Annotated in this window: 17 protein-coding genes and 1 tRNA gene; 5 read left to right on the top strand and 13 right to left on the bottom strand. The window is 64.4% G+C overall.

The annotated features are described in order from the left end of the window. Positions 1 to 344: 344 nt before the first annotated feature. From IP86_RS01125 to mnmA, 4 genes are all read right to left on the bottom strand, one after another. Positions 345 to 421 (bottom strand) — tRNA-Met (locus IP86_RS01125). Positions 422 to 529: 108 nt separating this feature from the next. Beyond that, positions 530 to 874 (bottom strand): hypothetical protein, encoded by a 345-nt coding sequence (locus IP86_RS01120; RefSeq protein ID WP_054160727.1) that lies wholly within the window; start codon positions 872 to 874, stop codon positions 530 to 532. A gap of 41 nt (positions 875 to 915) precedes the next feature. Beyond that, positions 916 to 1,554, bottom strand: coding sequence for a class I SAM-dependent methyltransferase (locus IP86_RS01115; RefSeq protein WP_054160726.1), 639 nt, complete (start codon positions 1,552 to 1,554; stop codon positions 916 to 918). Positions 1,555 to 1,571: 17 nt separating this feature from the next. After that, a complete protein-coding gene (mnmA, locus tag IP86_RS01110) occupies positions 1,572 to 2,768 on the bottom strand; it encodes a tRNA 2-thiouridine(34) synthase MnmA (RefSeq protein WP_082363723.1) in 1,197 nt (398 codons plus the stop codon). 321 nt (positions 2,769 to 3,089) lie between these two features. On the opposite strand from mnmA, the gene IP86_RS01105 reads away from it, so the two are divergent. Both IP86_RS01105 and IP86_RS01100 read left to right on the top strand, forming a co-directional pair. Continuing rightward, complete coding sequence (locus IP86_RS01105) at positions 3,090 to 4,607, top strand: flagellar hook-length control protein FliK (RefSeq protein WP_054160821.1); 1,518 nt, start codon at positions 3,090 to 3,092, stop codon at positions 4,605 to 4,607. A 13-nt stretch (positions 4,608 to 4,620) separates the two neighbouring features. Then, the gene (locus IP86_RS01100) at positions 4,621 to 5,319 is read left to right on the top strand and encodes a flagellar hook assembly protein FlgD (protein WP_054160724.1); all 699 of its coding nucleotides are present in this window, start codon (positions 4,621 to 4,623) and stop codon (positions 5,317 to 5,319) included. A gap of 30 nt (positions 5,320 to 5,349) precedes the next feature. Here the strand turns inward: IP86_RS01100 and IP86_RS01095 are convergent, their stop codons facing one another. After that, positions 5,350 to 6,168, bottom strand: coding sequence for a lytic murein transglycosylase (locus tag IP86_RS01095; protein ID WP_054160723.1), 819 nt, complete (start codon positions 6,166 to 6,168; stop codon positions 5,350 to 5,352). Positions 6,169 to 6,437: 269 nt separating this feature from the next. Here IP86_RS01095 and IP86_RS01090 point away from each other — a divergent pair, with 269 nt between their 5' ends. Then, entirely contained in the window at positions 6,438 to 6,794 is a 357-nt protein-coding gene (locus IP86_RS01090; protein ID WP_054160722.1) for a hypothetical protein, read from the top strand. A gap of 136 nt (positions 6,795 to 6,930) precedes the next feature. On the opposite strand, the gene IP86_RS01085 is transcribed toward IP86_RS01090, so the two are convergent. Together IP86_RS01085 and IP86_RS01080 are read right to left on the bottom strand one after the other, a co-directional pair. Beyond that, positions 6,931 to 7,494: a type 1 glutamine amidotransferase domain-containing protein gene (locus IP86_RS01085; protein WP_054160721.1), complete on the bottom strand. Its 564-nt coding sequence runs from the start codon at positions 7,492 to 7,494 to the stop codon at positions 6,931 to 6,933. Positions 7,495 to 7,792: 298 nt separating this feature from the next. Beyond that, a complete protein-coding gene (locus tag IP86_RS01080) occupies positions 7,793 to 8,134 on the bottom strand; it encodes a cupin domain-containing protein (RefSeq protein ID WP_054160720.1) in 342 nt (113 codons plus the stop codon). Between the two features lie 298 nt (positions 8,135 to 8,432). Between IP86_RS01080 and IP86_RS01075 the strand changes: the two genes are divergently transcribed. Continuing rightward, positions 8,433 to 9,548, top strand: coding sequence for a beta-ketoacyl-ACP synthase III (locus IP86_RS01075; RefSeq protein WP_054160719.1), 1,116 nt, complete (start codon positions 8,433 to 8,435; stop codon positions 9,546 to 9,548). Between the two features lie 96 nt (positions 9,549 to 9,644). On the opposite strand, the gene IP86_RS01070 is transcribed toward IP86_RS01075, so the two are convergent. Both IP86_RS01070 and IP86_RS01065 read right to left on the bottom strand, forming a co-directional pair. Further along, positions 9,645 to 10,025: a hypothetical protein gene (locus tag IP86_RS01070; protein WP_082363714.1), complete on the bottom strand. Its 381-nt coding sequence runs from the start codon at positions 10,023 to 10,025 to the stop codon at positions 9,645 to 9,647. Positions 10,026 to 10,112: 87 nt separating this feature from the next. Further along, on the bottom strand, positions 10,113 to 11,123 hold the full coding sequence (locus tag IP86_RS01065; RefSeq protein ID WP_245290498.1) for a sensor histidine kinase: 1,011 nt from the start codon (positions 11,121 to 11,123) through the stop codon (positions 10,113 to 10,115). 836 nt (positions 11,124 to 11,959) lie between these two features. Between IP86_RS01065 and IP86_RS28395 the strand changes: the two genes are divergently transcribed. Then, on the top strand, positions 11,960 to 14,461 hold the full coding sequence (locus IP86_RS28395; protein WP_156332346.1) for an NACHT domain-containing protein: 2,502 nt from the start codon (positions 11,960 to 11,962) through the stop codon (positions 14,459 to 14,461). Positions 14,462 to 14,745: 284 nt separating this feature from the next. Here IP86_RS28395 and IP86_RS29625 read toward each other — a convergent pair whose 3' ends face one another. The 4 genes from IP86_RS29625 to IP86_RS01040 form a co-directional block, all read right to left on the bottom strand. After that, positions 14,746 to 15,204, bottom strand: a complete 459-nt coding sequence (locus IP86_RS29625) for a hypothetical protein (RefSeq protein ID WP_349509520.1) — start codon at positions 15,202 to 15,204, stop codon at positions 14,746 to 14,748. A 48-nt stretch (positions 15,205 to 15,252) separates the two neighbouring features. Next, the gene (locus tag IP86_RS01050) at positions 15,253 to 15,522 is read right to left on the bottom strand and encodes a DUF2442 domain-containing protein (RefSeq protein WP_054160717.1); all 270 of its coding nucleotides are present in this window, start codon (positions 15,520 to 15,522) and stop codon (positions 15,253 to 15,255) included. Beyond that, a complete protein-coding gene (locus IP86_RS01045; RefSeq protein ID WP_054160716.1) occupies positions 15,512 to 15,778 on the bottom strand; it encodes a DUF4160 domain-containing protein in 267 nt (88 codons plus the stop codon). Before IP86_RS01045 ends, IP86_RS01050 begins: the two co-directional genes overlap by 11 nt. A 116-nt stretch (positions 15,779 to 15,894) precedes the next feature. Next, positions 15,895 to 16,896 carry a dienelactone hydrolase family protein gene (locus IP86_RS01040; RefSeq protein ID WP_082363710.1) on the bottom strand — a complete coding sequence of 334 codons (1,002 nt, stop codon included), beginning with the start codon at positions 16,894 to 16,896 and terminating at the stop codon, positions 15,895 to 15,897. Positions 16,897 to 17,050 lie beyond the last annotated feature (154 nt).

The following is a 17,050-nucleotide window of genomic DNA, read 5'->3' as shown; positions in this document are numbered from 1 at the left end:
CAATCGCGCATGGACGTGCCCGGCACATCTTCTGCACGCATCAGATGCGGCAGCGACGAACGCGACGCCCCGCCATGAGCTGCGGCCAAGCCGTCGCCAAACCTAGCGCCGAATAGCTACTAGCTCCGGGTGTCAGTCCCATGACACACGAAAGGTCGCGACCGTTTGGCGTCGGGATCGAGAGGCCGTCAACGAAGCCGGGCTCTAGGGACGTGAACAGGCACGAACCAGCTGGCGGCCCTCCGCTCGTTGCAGAAAACCCGCGCCAATGCATCGCTGATACATTCCTTTGGCGCAGCAAAAATCGCCGAAGGACTGCAATTTCAGGAACTTGCTGGGAAAAATGGTAGCGGGAGAGGGACTTGAACCCCCGACCCCAGGATTATGATTCCCGTGCTCTAACCAGCTGAGCTACCCCGCCACGGCGGTTCGGCAGTGCCGTTGTGGGCACCGATGCGAACGCGCGGCATATAAGGAGGCGCGCGGCGCGCTGTCAAGCAATCGCAGCCCACCTCAAATTGGTCGTGGCCTACTTCGGCTGCACGCTCTGGTCCCCACCCGGCGAGCCCGGCGGAGGAATGACGCGCATTGTGCCCGAGTCGGGCGCCGGCGTGTGCATCTCGGGGTCGACGCCAGCCGGCGGACACAGCACCCCATCGGTTCGGGCCAGCTTGTCGCCGAGCGGCTCCTGCGTCTGGCCGGTGGTCCCGCCGGGCGCTGTCGTTCCTGGAGGATTGATCCGGGCGGCGCCCGGCGGGCATTGCGTCGCCGGCGTCTGAGCCGGGTTGGCGGGCGTCTTCGGCGGCGCCTGCGCCAGGGCGGGCGCCGAAGCCAGCATCAGACAGGCGTATGCGAGTGCGATTGTCCGGGTCATGCGCGACAACGGACGGGCCGCCGCGCAGTTCCGAAATCGGCTCAGAGCTTTCGGTAGCGGATCAGCGAAAAATGCCCCATCGGCGGCATCGGACGCCGTTCGGCCAGTTCCACGCCGCCGTGGCGCTTAGCCCAGTTCACCAATCGCGCCCACGGAAACTCCGGGCGCCAGCCCAGCCGCCGCGCCAGCGGCGCGAATGCCAGTTCGAACACTTTGCGGGGGCCGCTCTCGGCGCCGATGTGGTTGACGAGGATCAGTTCGCCGCCCGGCTTCAGCACGCGGACGAAATCGTCGAGCGTCGCTTCCGGATCCGGCACCGCGGTGATGACGTATTGCGCCACGACCGCGTCGAAGAAGCCGTCCGGGAAGGCGAGGTTCTTGGCGTCCATCACCGCCAGCGTTTCGACGTTGGTGAGGTTCAGCGTGCGGACGCGCTCGTGTGCCCGGCGGAGCATCGGCTCGGAAATATCGACGCCGCATAGTTTCGTGGTCGGCGAATAGTCCGACAGCGATAGTCCGGTGCCGACGCCGACGTCGAGCACGCGGCCGCCGATCGCATCCGCCACCGCGATGGTCGACTGCCGGCCGCTGTCGAACACCTTGCCGAACACCATGTCGTAGATCGGCGCCCAGCGCGCATACGCCTTCGCGACGCCTGCGCGGTCGATATCATTCCCCATAACCTGCCCCGAAATTCCTAACCGCGCATCGCCGCGAGCGCGGGCGACTCCACGGACTCGCGCGCGGCATCTCCGATCGATCGCGGCGCGGCGCTCTTGATGAAGCCGCCGCCGAGCACGCGCGCCTGACCTTCGGCCGCGTCGTAGAACACGCAGGCCTGCCCGGGCGAAACTCCCTCCTCGCCGGCGACGAGTTCGACTTCGTAGCCGCCATTGGCCGCGCGCAGCCACGCCGGCTGCGGCGCGCGCGTCGAGCGCACGCGCACGAACAGTTCAAGACCGTCACCGACCGCCTGATGGAGCGCGCCGTCACCGATCCAGTTGACGTCGCGCAGCACGATACGCTCCATCCGCAGCGCCTCGCGCGGACCGACCACCACGCGCCGCGTCGCGGCGTCGAGGCGCAGCACATACAGCGGCGCGCGCGACGCAATGCCGAGGCCGCGGCGCTGGCCGACGGTGAAATGTACGATGCCCGGATGGCTGCCGAGCACGCGGCCGCCCAGATCGACGATATCGCCCGGCTCCATCGCGTTCGGCTTCAGCCGCTCGACGATATCCGTGTAGCGGCCGGTCGGGACGAAGCAGATGTCCTGGCTGTCGTGCTTGTCGGCGACCGAGAGGCCGAACTGCCGCGCCAGTTCGCGGGTCTGCGGCTTGGTCATGTCGCCGAGCGGGAAGCGCAGGAAATCGAGCTGTTCGCGCGTGGTGGCGAACAGGAAGTAGCTCTGGTCGCGGTCGCGATCGGCGGCGCAGACCAGTGCGCGCGATCCGTCCGGCAGGCGGCGCGACGAGACGTAATGCCCGGTGGCGAGCGCCGACGCGCCCAGTTCGCGCGCGGTCGCCAGCAGATCACGGAATTTGACCGAGCGATTGCATTCGATGCACGGCACCGGAGTCTCGCCGGACGCGTAGCTGTCGGCGAAGCTGTCGATCACCGACTCGCGGAACTTGCTTTCGTAGTCGAGCACGTAATGCGGAATGCCGATACGTTCGGCCACCATGCGGGCGTCGTGGATGTCCTGGCCGGCGCAGCAGGCGCCCTTGCGGTGCATCGCAGCGCCATGGTCGTAGAGTTGCAGCGTGATGCCGACGACGTCGTAGCCCTGCGACTTCAGCAGCGCCGCCGTCGCCGACGAATCGACGCCGCCCGACATCGCCACCACCACGCGGGTGTCCTGCGGGCGGCCTTCCAGATCCAGGCTGTTGAGCATGGTGTCAGTCATACGCTGCGGTCGCGGGGAGTGCCGACGCGACCATTCCTTCCGCCTGTTCCGGAAGCCGCAAAACCAGTTTCCGCAAACTTCGATGGTGCTGGTTCTTTAATATAGGCGGCGTTTCGGGGGCGCAATGCGCGGGCTCCGGGTTTCCCGGAAGGCTCGGGCAATTCTTGCCGGGCGGGCAGAAAGCGCGCCGCGACCGGCGTTCAGGCTCGCCCCGCTCTGGCGCCAGCCGCATTGATATTGTTCAGCTATTTTGCCTTCTCGCAGGTGGCCCGCTCCTTGCTGAGAAAGCCGCGGAACAGTTGTGAGAGCATGCCTGTGTTGAACGCATCTTCGGACATCGCCGCGACCGCACCCCCGGCCCAGCGGAGCGCGCCCCGCCAGGATCGGGCGGCGCCGACCGAAAGCTTTGCGTCGCTGGTCGACAGCAACACCGCCAATGCCGCCAGCTCTCAACCCGCCCCGGCGCCCGACACCCGCACGGCCAACGCAGCGGACGATCGCACCGCCCGCCCGCGGCGCAGCGACTCAGCCGACCAGAGCCGCCCGCGCGACAGCAGCACCGACAACTCGGCTCCGCAGCCGAGCCGGAACGATGCGCCTCAATCCAATTCGGCTGCGCCGACGAAACCCGGCAAGGACGGCAAGGCCGCCAAGGGCGACGACAGCAAGCCGGCCGATGGCGCTAAAGCGGCCGACAGCAAGGACGGCTCGGACACCAAGACGGCGGACCAGACCCAGCCGGCCGACGGCACCGCTGCCGCCACCCAGCCGGTGGTGCCGGCCGTGGTCGTCCCGACCGTTGTGCCGACGACGCCTGCGACAGCGACGGGCACCCCGACGGAAGGCACCGCCGACGCGGCCGCCAGTGCCGGACCGCTCACCATCGCCGCGGCCGCCGCGCTGAAGGCGCAGGCCACGATCGCCGACCTCGCGGCAAGCGCACAGCCAGCCGAAGCCGGCACAACGTCCACGGCCGCCGCAGCGACGGCCACCGGCGTCACCACCGATCCCAAGCTCGCGTTGCTGGCGGCTCAGCCGAACGCCGGCAAGACCGCAGAGGCGACGACCAAGACCGATCCGGCTGCGACCATCAAGACGCCGGTGACCACGGACGCCACGCCCGCCACCGGCGCGCCGCAGGGCCAGACGCAGACCGCTGCCGCGAAGCCGCAGGACGACCAGGCGAGCGCCACTACGGCGACCGGAAACGCCGTCGATCAGCTCAACGCGCAGCCGAAGCCCGCCCCCCATCAGCACCATGCCGACGCCACGGCGCTGGCCGCACCGGATCCGAGCGCGCTGCAGCCGCCTGTGCAGGCGGCGCAGCCGCTGCAGGCCTCTACCCTCACACAGCAGACCGCCGCGGCGCCGCAGCTCACCGCCGCGCTCGCCACCAACGTTCCGGTCGCGGTGCAGGATCTCGCCGTCACGATTGCGGCGCGCGCCAATGCCGGTGCCAGCCGGTTCGACATCCGGCTCGACCCCGCCGAACTCGGTCGCATCGACGTCCGCATCGAAGTCGACCGCCACGGCCAGGTCACCTCGCATCTCACCGTCGAGAAACCCGAAACGCTGGCGATGCTGCGCCAGGACCAGACCCAGCTGCAGCGCGCGCTCGACAATGCCGGCCTCAAGACCGGCGACAGTGGCCTGCAATTCAGCCTGCGCGACCAGTCGTCGTCAGGTCAGCAGGGCCAGCAGCAGGACAGCGGCCGGCACGCGCAGCGGCTGGTCATCAAGGACGAGGACCTGCCCCCCGCGATACCCGCCGGGCGCAGCTACGGTCGCATGCTCGGTGCGAGCGGCGGCGTCGATATCAAGATCTGAGGAGGTCGCCATCATGTCGGTCGATGCAACCAATGCGACGACGCCGTATTCGGCACCCAACGCCAACTACACCCCGAGCAGTTCGGGCTCGTCGGGAAAGTCGAGCCCGGGCATTGCGGACAATTTCCAGACGTTCCTGACGCTGCTGACCACGCAGCTGAAGAACCAGAACCCGATGGACCCGCTCGATACCAATCAGTTCACCCAGCAACTGGTGCAGTTCGCCGGTGTCGAACAGCAGCTCAAGGGCAACGAGACGCTGGCGTCGCTGCTGAAATTGCAGACCACGGCGCAGGCGTCGCAGGCGATCAATTTCGTCGGTGCCAATGCGGTGGTGGACGGCAGCAAATCGCATTTCGACGGCAAGACCGCCGGCTGGTCGCTATCGACCGAGAAGCCCGTGAGCGCCCAGGTGGCGATCCAGAGCTCGACCGGGCAGACGGTGTACACCGGCAAGTTCACCCTCAATGCCGGCAACAATCAGGGCTTCACCTGGGACGGCCGCGGCAACGACGGCACCAAATGGCCGGAGGGCGATTACTCGCTGTCGATCGTCGCGACCGACGCGGCAGGCCAGACCGCGACGGTTTCGACCCAGATCCAGGGCACTATCAGCTCGGTCGATCTGTCGAAATCGCCGCCGCTGCTGTCGATCGGTGCCCAGACCTTCACGCTCGATCAGATCAAGCGCGTGGTCCAGGCCGGCAAGTAAGCGTCACGCCGGCCTCGCGGCCGGCGCCGGCTATTGCCCGGCGAGTTGATCGGCGAAGTAAGCGATCGTCTTGCGATAGACCAGCGCGCGATTCCATTCACGCATCGCTTCGAAATTCGGCGTGCCCTCTTCGTAGGAGCCGCCGGCCTTCCAGCCGTTGGTCTTCAGCAGATTGGCGGTCGAGGCCAGTACGTCCGGCACGCTGTGGCGCAGGTCGACATGGCCGTTGCCGTCGAAGTCCACGCCGTATTTGATGTAGGACGACGGCAGGAACTGGGTCTGTCCGAGTTCGCCCGCGTAGGCGCCGATCATGTCGCGCAGCGGCAGGTCGCCGCGATCGACGATCTTCAGCGCCGCCAGCAATTCGCCCTGGAACAGCTCGGTGCGACGGCAGTCGTGCGCCATCGTGGCGAGGACGCGGAACACCGGCAGCTTGCCCATGTCGCCCTTGCCGAAATCAGACTCCAGCCCCCAGATCGCCACCAGGATCTGCGGCGGCACGCCGAAGCGCTGCTCGATCCGCGACAGCAGCGAGGCGTGGCGCAGCATCATCGCCTTGCCGGTCTTGATCCGGCCAGCTCCGACCCGGGTCGAGACATACTGTTCGAAGGTCTTGTTGAACGTGCCGCGCTGGCGGCGATCGAACGCCAGCACCGCCGGATCGGGCGTCACGCCGCCGAGCGCCTGCGAGATCACGTCCTGCGAAATTCCCGCCTGCGCGGCTTCGGCCGAGATGCTGGAGACGAAGGTGTTGAAATCGCCGCCGCAGCGCGCGGCCTGCGCAGGGGCGGCGGCAAGAAGCGCGGCAATGGCGGCGCAGGTGGCGAGGGCGGGACGCAGGTTGACCATCTGACGCTGTTCTCCGAGCGGAAGGGGATTATTCAGGATGCGTATTGATGCGGATTGCTATGACAATAAGGCGAATCTAGCATTTCCGGATCGCCGTTGCGAGGCGCGCCCCGGAGTCCCATATTCGCGGAACGCTATCATGACGGCAGACAACATGATCGGCGGATGAACGCCTCCCGAGATTGATCATCGCCGGTCGTCCGACTGCCTTGACTGACTGCCTGACACGAGCCTGCTCGGCAGACTGGCCGACAAATGAGGACCGCATCATGTCCCGCACGCTTCTGCGACAACCGTTGTTTCGGCTGCTGGCGATCAATCTGGCGGCGGGGATCTGCCTCGCCATGCTGCTGATCGGCGGGCTGATGTGGGTGAACCCCGGGCATCTGCGCGAGCTGATCCTGGCCGACGCCTCTCCCGGCACCGCCTTCGGCCTGCTGCTGTTCGGCTTCGTCATCACCTTCGGCAGCGCCGCGATGGGCTCGGCCGTCATGGCGATGGGCACCGACTGGCGCGGCGGCGACCGCGGCAAGCGGATCCCCGCAGGACTCGGTCTGCAGCCGATCCCGGTCCGCGCCGAAAGCACCGCGCGGGTGATGCAACGGCATCGCCGGCTGCAGGGCTGAGCGTCGCCGCAAGTCGACGGCGCACGACCGGCCCTCGCGAACCTACGCGGCGCCCATCCGTCTCCTCTTCATACCAAAACCGCGCCGATCAACCGGCGCGGTTTTTTCGTCTTCGAGCTGAGGAAAAGCGTCGACGTTACGCCGCCTTGCGCTGGTGACGGCCTTCGCGGATTTCCTCGATGATTTTGTTGGAGAACGCCTCGAGGTCGCCCGGGTTGCGCGACGTGATGACGCCGTTGTCGGTGACCACCGCGCTGTCTTCCCACTTGGCGCCGGCGTTGATCACGTCCTGCTTGATCGAGTTGTAGGACGTCATCTTGCGTCCCTTGGCGATGCCGGTGTCGATCAGCAGCCACGGCGCATGGCAGATCGCCGCGACGGTCTTGCCGGCGTCGAAGAACGATTTGATCAGCTTCAGCGCGTCCTGATCGACGCGCAGCAGATCGGGATTGATCTGCCCGCCCGGCAGCACGATGGCGTCGTAATCGTCCGCCTTTACCGAGCCGAGTTGCTTGTCGACCTTCACCGGCCGACCCCAGTCCTTGACGTCCCAGCCTTTGATCTCGCCCTGCTCGGGCGAGACGATGTCGACCTGCGCACCCGCCGCCTTGAGTCGATCGCGTGGCGTTTCGAGTTCCGCCTGCTCGAAGCCGTTGGTGGCGAGAATGAGCACGCGCTTGCCATCGAGTTGGCCTGCCATGATTGAATCTCCCTCTGCTATCCGATCGCCCAGCCTGCCTGCCTAATCGATTGCGCGGGTGATCGTTCCGGCGATGAGGACGTGGAATTGCTTCGCGTCGCGCGCCGAACGGCGGACTGTTTCACCGCGTCACAGCCGGTGTTTCGCCAAGTGACAGATCGATCTGTCAGGGCCGGACGGCGCCTCATCAGGTCCACGTCATTGCGCGCGCTCGCCCCGGCGATTCGACGCCGAGTGCGGTGAGGCGTAGTCATCGCCGGGCGCGCGCTACCCAGCGATTACTACACACGCCGTCACGCTACGTCGTCGCTTGTGTCCCGCCCGGCCAGAACATCGCCAGCCACACCGTCGCCTCTCCCTCCGCCGTCGCCTCGACGCGGTGGCGGCAGTGCGCGGGGATGTCGACCCAGACGCCGGGGGTCAGCGTCACGTCGCGGCCGTCGTCGAAGCGCAGCGTCGCCGAGCCGGACACCAGCAGCACGAACTCGTCCTCGGCCTGGTCGTACCAGAAGTCCTCGGGGCTCGACTGGCCGAACGAAACGATGCGCTCGATGCGGACGCCGCCGCGGGCCAGCAGGGTATCGAGCGCTTCGTCGGGGCCGGCCGGCGGCAGCGGGTCGAGCAGATGTCCGGATCGCATCGTCAATCTCCTTGAACCCGCCCTGAACGGCCGCACTGCAGCGCATTTTAGCGCCTGTTTGGTGGGCAATCTGCTTGTGTTTCGCCGCAGGCCGTTTCATACCGCATCGGCCCGCGCCGGCCAGAACGCCTGCGCGCCCTGCCCGCGACCGCGCTCGACCAACGGACGATCCGGCCGCTGCCGCCTTTTGTCCGGCGTCAAAGAAGACGGCGGCCGTTCGGCGTCGGATCCGGCGGGGCGCGACGGATCGCTTTCGGCCGGCGGTCCTCTCACTCAGCCTTCGTGACCGGAGCTTTCCGTGCGCCCTGCCGTCATCGCCGCGACCGGCCTCTACACCCCGCCCGACAGCATTTCCAACGCGGAGCTGGTCGAGGCCTTCAACACCTATGTGGCGAACTTCAACGCGGCCCATGCCGACGCGATCGCCGCCGGCTCGGTCGAGCCGCTTGCGCCGTCGTCGTCCGAATTCATCGAGAAAGCCTCGGGCATCAAGTCGCGCTACGTCGTTGCCAAGCCCGGCATCATCGATCCGGCGGTCATGCGCCCGGTGATCCCGGAGCGGCCGAACGAGGAAATCTCGATCCTGGCCGAGATCGCCGTCAAGGCGGCTGAACAAGCGATCGCGCGCTGGGGCAAGCCGCGCGAGAAGATCGGCGCGGTGCTGTGCGCCTGCTCCAACATGCAGCGCGCCTATCCGGCGATGGCGATCGAGGTGCAGGCCGCGCTCGGCCTCGGCGGCTTCGCGTTCGACATGAATGTCGCCTGCTCGTCGGCGACCTTCGGACTGAAGACCGCGGCGGACTTCGTCGGCGGCGGCTCGGTCGATGCGGTGCTGATGGTCAATCCGGAGATCTGCTCGGGCCATCTCAACTTCCGCGACCGCGACAGTCACTTCATCTTCGGCGACGTCGCCACCGCGGCGATCGTCGAGCGCGCCGACGATGCGCAGGAAGGCTGGGACATTCTCGGCACCCGGCTGAAGACGCAGTTCTCCAACAACATCCGCAACAATGCCGGCTTCCTCAACCGTGCCGCGCCGGAAGGGCGCGACAATGTCGACAAGTTGTTCGTGCAGCAGGGGCGGAAAGTGTTCAAGGAAGTGGTGCCGCTGGTCTCCGAGATGATCATCGAGCACGCCCGCGAGCTCGGCATCGATCCGCATGGGCTGAAGCGGATGTGGCTGCACCAGGCCAATATCAATATGAACGAGATCATCGGCCGCAAGGTGCTGGGTCGCGATCCGACGCCGGAGGAGAATGTGATCATCCTCGACGATTATGCCAACACCTCGTCGGCCGGCTCGATCATCGCCTTCCACAAGACCTCGGATGACCTCACGCAAGGCGACCTCGGCCTGATCTGCTCGTTCGGCGCCGGCTACTCGGCCGGCACCGTATTTGTGAAGAAGCGCTGAGCCGCGCCTGCTCCGTGCCGGCTCGTCGTGACGAGGAGCCGGGCACGGCCGGGACGTGGCCGCTGCGGTGCGCCGCACGGCATCGGCCTCGCTGGCTCAGCGTGACGAAGCCCGCTGCTTCTCCTTCACCCGCTTGATCTCCCGCATCTGCGCCGAAAAGTCTTCCAGCGCCGCGACGGCGTGGTCGCTGAGGCCTTCACGCGGAAACTCCTTCACCAGCACCTCGAGCGCGTCGCCGATGCGGCCGAGCTGGCGGCCGTAGGAGCCGACCTCGTCGAGAATCCGGGCTTCGGTGTCCGGCGCCGTGGAGCGGCCGAGGTTGATCTGGAACAGGCTGACCTGATTGCCGAACACGCTGGTGAACCAGCGCCACGGATTGATCACCTGGGCGACGCCGCCGGACAGCGGGCCGCTGCCGCCGCCGGCGGCGGGGGCTTCGGGATCGGCGAACGAGACGGGCGTGAGCATCTGGGGCATGCGCGGTCTCCTTGAAATGGGTTGGTCAGAGCAATCGGAGCGCCGCGATGATAGCGCGGAGCCGCCCGCCGCGGCGTGCCGTTTCGATCAGGCCGCGTCGAACGCGATCCGCGCCGTGGTGCCCCGCCCGGTCTCGTAGCTGATCGTCCCGCCGATCTGGCTGGCGAGGTTGTTGACGATCTTCAGCCCCAGGCTGCCGCCCTCGCCGGGCACGGCGCCCGGCGTCATGCCCTTGCCGTCGTCGGCGACGGTCAGCACCATGCGGCCTTCGTCCTGCACCAGCCGCAGCGCGATGGTGCCGCGGCCGTCCGGGAAGGCGTGCTTCAGCGCGTTGGTGATCACTTCGACCACGATCAGCGACAGCGGCGTCAGCCGCGTCAGATCGAACCGCACCGGCGGCATGTCGACGGTGACGCGGACGTGCTCGGCGCCGGCCGCCTCGAGCAGATCGGCGCACAGATCCTCGAAGAACGCGCCGACCGGGCGGGTGACGCTGGCCGGGTCGTACAGATAGCGGTGGATCCGCGACATGGTGTCGAGCCGCACCCGCGCGTCGTCGAGCGCGGTCAGCATCGCGGCCGGATCGTCGCCGGCGCGCTTCTTGTAGAGCCGCAGCATCGCCGAGACGAACTGCATGTTGTTGGCGACGCGGTGCTGCAGCTCCTGGAACATGGTGCGCTGCTGCTGGTACAGCCGCGCGGTTTCCTCGGCGTCTTCGCGCAGCCGCGCGGCGGCCAGATGCATGATGTGGATCAGCGCGATGTCGACCGCGATGATCACCACATAGAACCCCAGCGCGATCGTGGTCGGGCCGCCCAGATTGAAGCTGAAGAACGGCGGGATGAAGAAGTACCAGGCCGCCAGCCCGCTCAGCACGCCGCAGACGATGCCGGCGCGCAGGCCGAAAAAGAAGGTGGTGAGCACCACCGCCGGAAAGAACGTCAGATAGGGAAAGCCGGGCGGCAGCGCCGGATCGGTCAGGAAGCGCAGCAGCAGCGCCAGCGCGGTCGCCACCACCGCGGCGAGATCGCCGACCAGCCCGAGCGAGCGCAGCCGCCGGGTGGCGTGAATGATGTCCCAGACTTTCAGACGCGCCAAAGCAGGCTCTGCGGATTCGTGCCCATCTGCGACAGTTATGGCCGAAACGGAACCAAAAGGACAGGCGATCGCGGCCATGGCGGCGCTCCCTCGTTCCGGCTGCCTGCGGACATGCGTCATCGCCCCTGTTGTTTGGACGGCGCGGGGGACGCCGTTAGCCCATCTGCCGCGGGGCCCTGCCCCTTGGCGCCGCGCCCGAACCGAGGGCGCGCGGAACGCCGGACGCGCGATGCGTCCGCAGCCTCATGCGCAAAGCAAAAAGCGCATGAGTTAGTCACTACGAAAGCACCGGTCGTCCGGCGTTCCGCACGCGGTGAGGCTTCCGGCTTGCTTCGTGCTCTCCCCGGTGGCGATTGATACGCTTGGGTTCGTCACCGTCGGGACTGAGCGGAGCGGACGCGGACGTCCGGACCTTTGACTCCTGCGGCCGGTCGGCGTGCAGGCGCTCCGTCCCTTGACGCCAGCGACGGGCGTCAGGACCACACGACTTGGGCCGGCGCGCAAAGGCGATGCAGATGGGGCGCATCTCCGCCCCGGCCCGCACCGCACAGCGTCGTCGTCCGCGCTTTGGTCGGCGGCTCCATAGACCCCGAGGCCAGGCCCTGCGGACCTCCTGCCTCGCGGCCCCCTGCCGCCTTCCTCCGCGCCGACGCTGCCGCGTCCACCGCACCCCGCCCCGCGACAAGTGACGATCGCGAGCCGCCCCTCGGGAGTGGAGCGGGATGGATAGGAATATAAGCTCGACGCAGAGGATTGTCAAGAAGATCGCCGTCGATCCCTCAGTAGCGGATTTTGCGAAGCGCTAGCAAACTATCATTGTGGTCGCGGCGGAGAAGTTGAAGCGCGGAGAACAGCGCCAGAAAATGGTATGGGCGTTAGACAATGGTTGCACACTAATTGCCGACCACCTTGATATTCGTCAGTATGCATTGCTTCAGATACGGACGAAAATGAATAATACAGGGTGCCTTATGGAACTGCCAGGAGACGATCTTCGAGACAGAATAGCAGCATTGCTCAGAATTAAGTATCAGAGAGTTTGGGTGGAGAAACGGCTGACGGCAACTACAGCCGATGTATTTTTTATAGACGACACCAATCCAACCTTTGAGCGACCGATAGCGATTGAGGCAAAGGATTGGGCTGGCCGACTTACAAGCCAAAACCTTGCCTCGATCGCAAACCTCTACCAGCCATCCCTTGCCTCAAGAGAGATCGACAATCTTTGGATTGTGGGGCGCGAACCGTTGTCAGGATCTCCGCGATCAACATTGGATAATTTGCCGCACGTTAGATACTCAACTTACGGCGAATTCTGCGCATCATTAATGAATTTCAGCGCGCTACTGAGAAACAACACTCTCGTTTACGAACACGACGATGTCTCGAAGAGCTATGTTCACACCCGCGTCAAAGGTAGCAACAAGACATTGCTCGCCGAAGTCCGCGATTGGATAAAGTCAAACAAGACCGGACTGATGATCTACGGTGGTTACGGACTGGGGAAGACAACATTTAGCCTCCATTTAGCCAGCGTTCTTTCCGAAGAATATCAGAAAGGGCAATTCGATAGAATACCTATTCGCATAGCGTTAGGGGGAATGTATTCAAAACAAGATTTAACCGCGCTTATTTGCTCCGCGCTAAGCAGCGGAGAAGGAGGCGCCTCGGTCAAAGATTTCTCATTTGGTTATTTTCTGGAAATGAATCGGCAGGGGCAATACCTACTGATTTTAGATGGCTTCGATGAGATGCGCCACGCAATGGCTATCGACGATTTTGTCTATACTTTTGAAGAGATGAAGCCCCTATTTGGCGACAGAGCCAAAATCATAATCCTGGGTAGACCCGACTCCTTCCTGACAAATTCCGAAGAGGAAGCGATACTTGGCTCTCTGTTCGACGCCAAAAATGAGCAACTTAAGAAGCTAGCTAAAGTCGAGGTCGCCTTCTTTTCGCGAGATGAAATCGTTGGTTATCTTGACGCATTTCTAAGAAAGCGCGGCGCGACACTCAGTCCTACAGAGCAGAGGAACTATAACATTCTACTACAGAAAATTCCCGACGGGGATGACGGCCTACTCGCACGCCCCGTACAACTCAGCATGTTCACAAAGATTATAGACGAATGCTTGTCCTCCAACGAACTAATCAACCGCTACGAGTTATATCGGCGATTTATATACGGCTTCATCTCAAGAGAGTCTCGAAAAGCAGCTCGCAAGCTTCCACCAAATCCGCTCTTAGACGATCGAGCGGACAATGACCCGAGAGCAGAGTTCATGCAGGCTATCGCCTGGTGGCTCTTAAACGTAAAGAAGGAAAACCGCTTCGAAGCAGAGGAAGTTCCGATTGATATTATTCCGTCCGCCATCAAAACTGGAAAAACAACAATAACGGCAATACGAGAGGCAATCGTTGGCTCTGTAATCGAGCCTATTAATCAATCGGGTGTACTGGGCAGCAAAGCTAAGAGGTTTTACTACTTCCCCCACAAAAGCTACCTAGAATTCCTGATTGCGAACTATTTCGAATCTGGATCATTCAAACTAGGATCGTACAGAGAATTTATGGAAGTCATAAATAGTGAAATTCTGACCTTCATAGAAGAAGGCCCACCCTCTGAAAGTGGCACCCCACGAGGAGTTTCACACCTTCGGCAGGGCCTTTTAGGAGACCTTGGACAAATCAGCCCTCGCGTAATAGAAGTTTGCGCAACTGACAGGAACATCGCTAAAGAAATAAGCGATCCTGGACGACATAGCAGGCATCCAAGCACAATTTACACACATTACTTTTATATGAGAGAAAACAAAGTGCCTGCTGACGAATATCTTATTGCCCGCCTACTTGATTCAAAGAGGTACGATTCCTGCTTAGCTATTATGAATTGTATAGCCGCTGAACTGTCGGCTTCCGGCAGTCAAGGCCTCGCTCGCTCACTAATCGCGAACTGCCTTACAAGCATCTCAATTCATAAAATGCGCCAATTCATGGAGACTGGATCACCAATACAAATTTTTCAAGTTGGCAGCGAAGGCATACGGGCCGCAATAGCCGGCTCGACCATCTACAGCTTAAGTTCGGGGAAACGGATCAGATTGGACTTGAATGCGCTGGGGCAGTTGCTCGCTAACGCATCGCACGGCTTATTCTATGTTCCCCTGACTTATTCGAGTGCAAACAAAGAGATTGAAATCGCAACCGATGTGATCGCGAAAGCAGCGGGAACTGATTTTGAACCGATGATTCTTCGGTTAGCTAAGAAGGCGAGATGGAAGACTCCTTTAATCCCGATCCGTCTGATCGGCGACGCTCTCACGAACCTCCGCCTATAGCTGTGGGTATAGCGAGCGTAGCTCGTAGCTCGTAGGGCGATTAGCCGAATGCGTAATCCGCCGCGATCGGAGCGGTGGGTTACGGCTTCGCCTAACCCGCCCTACGAGGCGACGCCGCTGGCTCCGAAGATACGCGCTGCGGCCGCGTCCAGACTTTCCGCGTCCGTGCTCGTGTCGCCCTCACCCCAGTCCTCTCCCGCAAGCGGGAGAGGGGGCGCGCTGCGGCTTGGGGTGGGCGCGGAGTGGATGTCGGTCGCACGGCGGAGGGCCGTTCTGCGCTGGCGCTATCGGATGCCGTGCGGCTTGTTCCAGAAGTACTCGCGGTTGCCGAGCGCGCTTTCGGCGTATTGGTCGATCGACAGCAGGATGGCCTGGACGTGGTGATAACACCAACCTTCCCGCGTCCCGAGACGCCGCACCTCGGCGAGCGCCTTGACGAAGTCGGAATGGTCGTCGGACTCCTCGAACCACTTGTTGGGCTGAACGGCCATCAGCCGGTAGGACGGATCGGTCGACACGGCACGGATCGAGGACGGGCTGCGCCACGCCATGGGAACGTGTGCGCCCATCTCGACGAAGGCGCGGGCGACGAACGCCGGATCGCGCAGCGGCGCCAGCATCGGGCCATCGGCATTCAGCAGATCCGACAGATCACGCACGCCTTCGCAGCCGTCGGTGAAGCGCAGCCAGACGTCGCTCGTCGAGTGCCTTGAGGCGCAACACCTCGTCCATCGGCCAGTCATTCGTCGGCATCGGGACCGCCCGCCTTCCGAAGCAGCCTAGGTCTCGTCTTACTCCGCGGCAACGCGGGTGAGTTCACCGGCACGTTCCATTTCCCGGCGCAGCCATTCGGGAGCGATGTCGAAACCATTGGGCCAGGTCGGGGCGCCAAAGTCTAGAAACACTCGGGCGAAGTAAGCCTCGTCGCGCAGCGGCGCCAGCAGCGCTCCGGGCGCAGCAACGTCGGTGGCGAAGTCATGGACGCCTTCGCTGCCGTCATTGAACCGCACCCGCAGCCGGTGGCGGCCGAGTTTGTCCAGATGGATGACCTTAGTCAGCATCGAGGCCCGCAATCCTTTCGGGTTGTTCGCCTGCTCGCGCAAGATCCCAATTATCACGCAATTGCTGGCGCCGCGCCAGTGCCCAGTCCTTGACGAGTCTCGCCGCGGCAGCCGGAAGGCGCCCCTCGATGACCTCTCCTGTTTCGATCGCAACAAATGCTTCGTGCTCGCCATAGATGGCATGGACGTGCGGCGGCGGGTGATCGCGGACATACATCCTGATCGCAATACCGTAGAACCAGGCAATCGTCGGCACGGCGAAGCCTCGAAATTCAGATAGGGCAATCCACAGAGAGTAGGCGTCAGGAAGCCCAAGCCATATTGGCAAATCGGCCGGTCCCGGATTGCTCTGCGCTGCATCCAGGATTCGAACTACTCCGCCAGCCGGCGACCGAGGAACGCCGCGACGCGGGACAGCGCGTCGGCGCGGGCGGCCTGGTCGGTGGCGACGACCGGGATGCGGCCGTCGGGGGCGCGGTATTGCGGCAGTTCGGTGCGCGGCAGCTTGGGGGCGTCGAAGGCGTGCACGGCGTTCGGATAGCTGATCAGCTCGATAGCGTTGCCGCGCGCCTTGGCGGCCTCGAGGAAGTCGCGGCACGGCGCCAGCTCGGTCCAGACATCGGCCTCGCCGAACAGCACCAGCAGCGGCACCTGCGCGGTCCAGCCATGCGGCGGCACGCGGGTGTAGGGCGCGCTCTGCAGTTTCTCCGAACAGGAGCCGGGATAGAACGCCACCGCAGCGGCGAAATCGGTTTTCAGATCGGCGGGGCGGCCGATGCTGCGGTCGTTGATGCTGAGCAGCACGATGCCGCCGCCCTGCGACCAGCCGATCAGCGCGACACGGTCGGCGCGCACGAACGGCTGCGCCTGCAGCCAGGCCAGCGCCGCATAGGCGTCCTTCGGCCGGTCGCGCAGCATGGTGCGCCGCTTCTCGCCGGCGCTGCAGGTCTGACCGAAGCCGCGCGGCGTCGCGCTGTCGACCACCAGCACCACATAGCCCTGCTCGGTGAGGGTGCGCAGCCACGCCGGATACAGCTGAAAGAACCGCCCGCGCGGATTGATCAGCCCCGAGCAGCCATGCAGCATCACCACCGCCGGCCGCTTCTGATCGCCCTCGGGGCGCGCGAGATAAGCAGTCAGCGTGGTGACGCCATCGAACGAGGCGAACTGAACGGGAGTAACGCCGGGCGGCGGCTGGATCGGCTGGGGCTGGATTCGGGACGGCTGGATTTGGGACGGCTGGATGGACGGCGGCGGTTCGGGTGGATTGGCGCCGGCGCCCGGCTGCTGCGCGGACGCGACACCGACGCCAGCGAGAATCGCCAGCGCGGCGACGAAGGCAATGCGGACCAAAGCAGACGCGCAGGCCATCATGATGAGCGATCCGGAGCCCCCGCGCGTTCGCGAACGGCCGCACAAAGCTAGCAAGCCCGCATGACGCGCGGAAGGTGGCGACGGGCGACGCCAACTCCCCTCCCCCTTGCGGGGAGGGGTCGGGGGTGGGGGGGCCGCGGGCACTGTGCTCGCC

This window comes from Rhodopseudomonas sp. AAP120, from assembly GCF_001295845.1.
GTDB lineage: Bacteria > Pseudomonadota > Alphaproteobacteria > Rhizobiales > Xanthobacteraceae > Rhodopseudomonas.
The sequence above is the reverse complement of the archived record's forward strand: the minus strand, read 5'-3'. Positions and strand labels throughout refer to the sequence as shown.

Excerpts from the sequence above, each read along its gene's own strand:
- IP86_RS01085 (WP_054160721.1), bottom strand. The coding sequence starts at position 7,494 with ATGGCAGGCCAACTCGATGGCAAGCGCGTGCTCATTCTCGCCACCAAC.
- IP86_RS01115 (WP_054160726.1), bottom strand. The coding sequence starts at position 1,554 with ATGGGGAATGATATCGACCGCGCAGGCGTCGCGAAGGCGTATGCGCGC.
- mnmA (WP_082363723.1), bottom strand. The coding sequence starts at position 2,768 with ATGCTCAACAGCCTGGATCTGGAAGGCCGCCCGCAGGACACCCGCGTG.
- IP86_RS01070 (WP_082363714.1), bottom strand. The coding sequence starts at position 10,025 with ATGCCCCAGATGCTCACGCCCGTCTCGTTCGCCGATCCCGAAGCCCCC.
- IP86_RS29625 (WP_349509520.1), bottom strand. The coding sequence starts at position 15,204 with ATGACTGGCCGATGGACGAGGTGTTGCGCCTCAAGGCACTCGACGAGC.
- IP86_RS01120 (WP_054160727.1), bottom strand. The coding sequence starts at position 874 with ATGACCCGGACAATCGCACTCGCATACGCCTGTCTGATGCTGGCTTCG.
- IP86_RS01040 (WP_082363710.1), bottom strand. The coding sequence starts at position 16,896 with ATGATGGCCTGCGCGTCTGCTTTGGTCCGCATTGCCTTCGTCGCCGCG.
- IP86_RS01105 (WP_054160821.1), top strand. The coding sequence starts at position 3,090 with ATGCCTGTGTTGAACGCATCTTCGGACATCGCCGCGACCGCACCCCCG.
- IP86_RS01100 (WP_054160724.1), top strand. The coding sequence starts at position 4,621 with ATGTCGGTCGATGCAACCAATGCGACGACGCCGTATTCGGCACCCAAC.
- IP86_RS01095 (WP_054160723.1), bottom strand. The coding sequence starts at position 6,168 with ATGGTCAACCTGCGTCCCGCCCTCGCCACCTGCGCCGCCATTGCCGCG.
- IP86_RS01050 (WP_054160717.1), bottom strand. The coding sequence starts at position 15,522 with ATGCTGACTAAGGTCATCCATCTGGACAAACTCGGCCGCCACCGGCTG.
- IP86_RS01080 (WP_054160720.1), bottom strand. The coding sequence starts at position 8,134 with ATGCGATCCGGACATCTGCTCGACCCGCTGCCGCCGGCCGGCCCCGAC.
- IP86_RS01090 (WP_054160722.1), top strand. The coding sequence starts at position 6,438 with ATGTCCCGCACGCTTCTGCGACAACCGTTGTTTCGGCTGCTGGCGATC.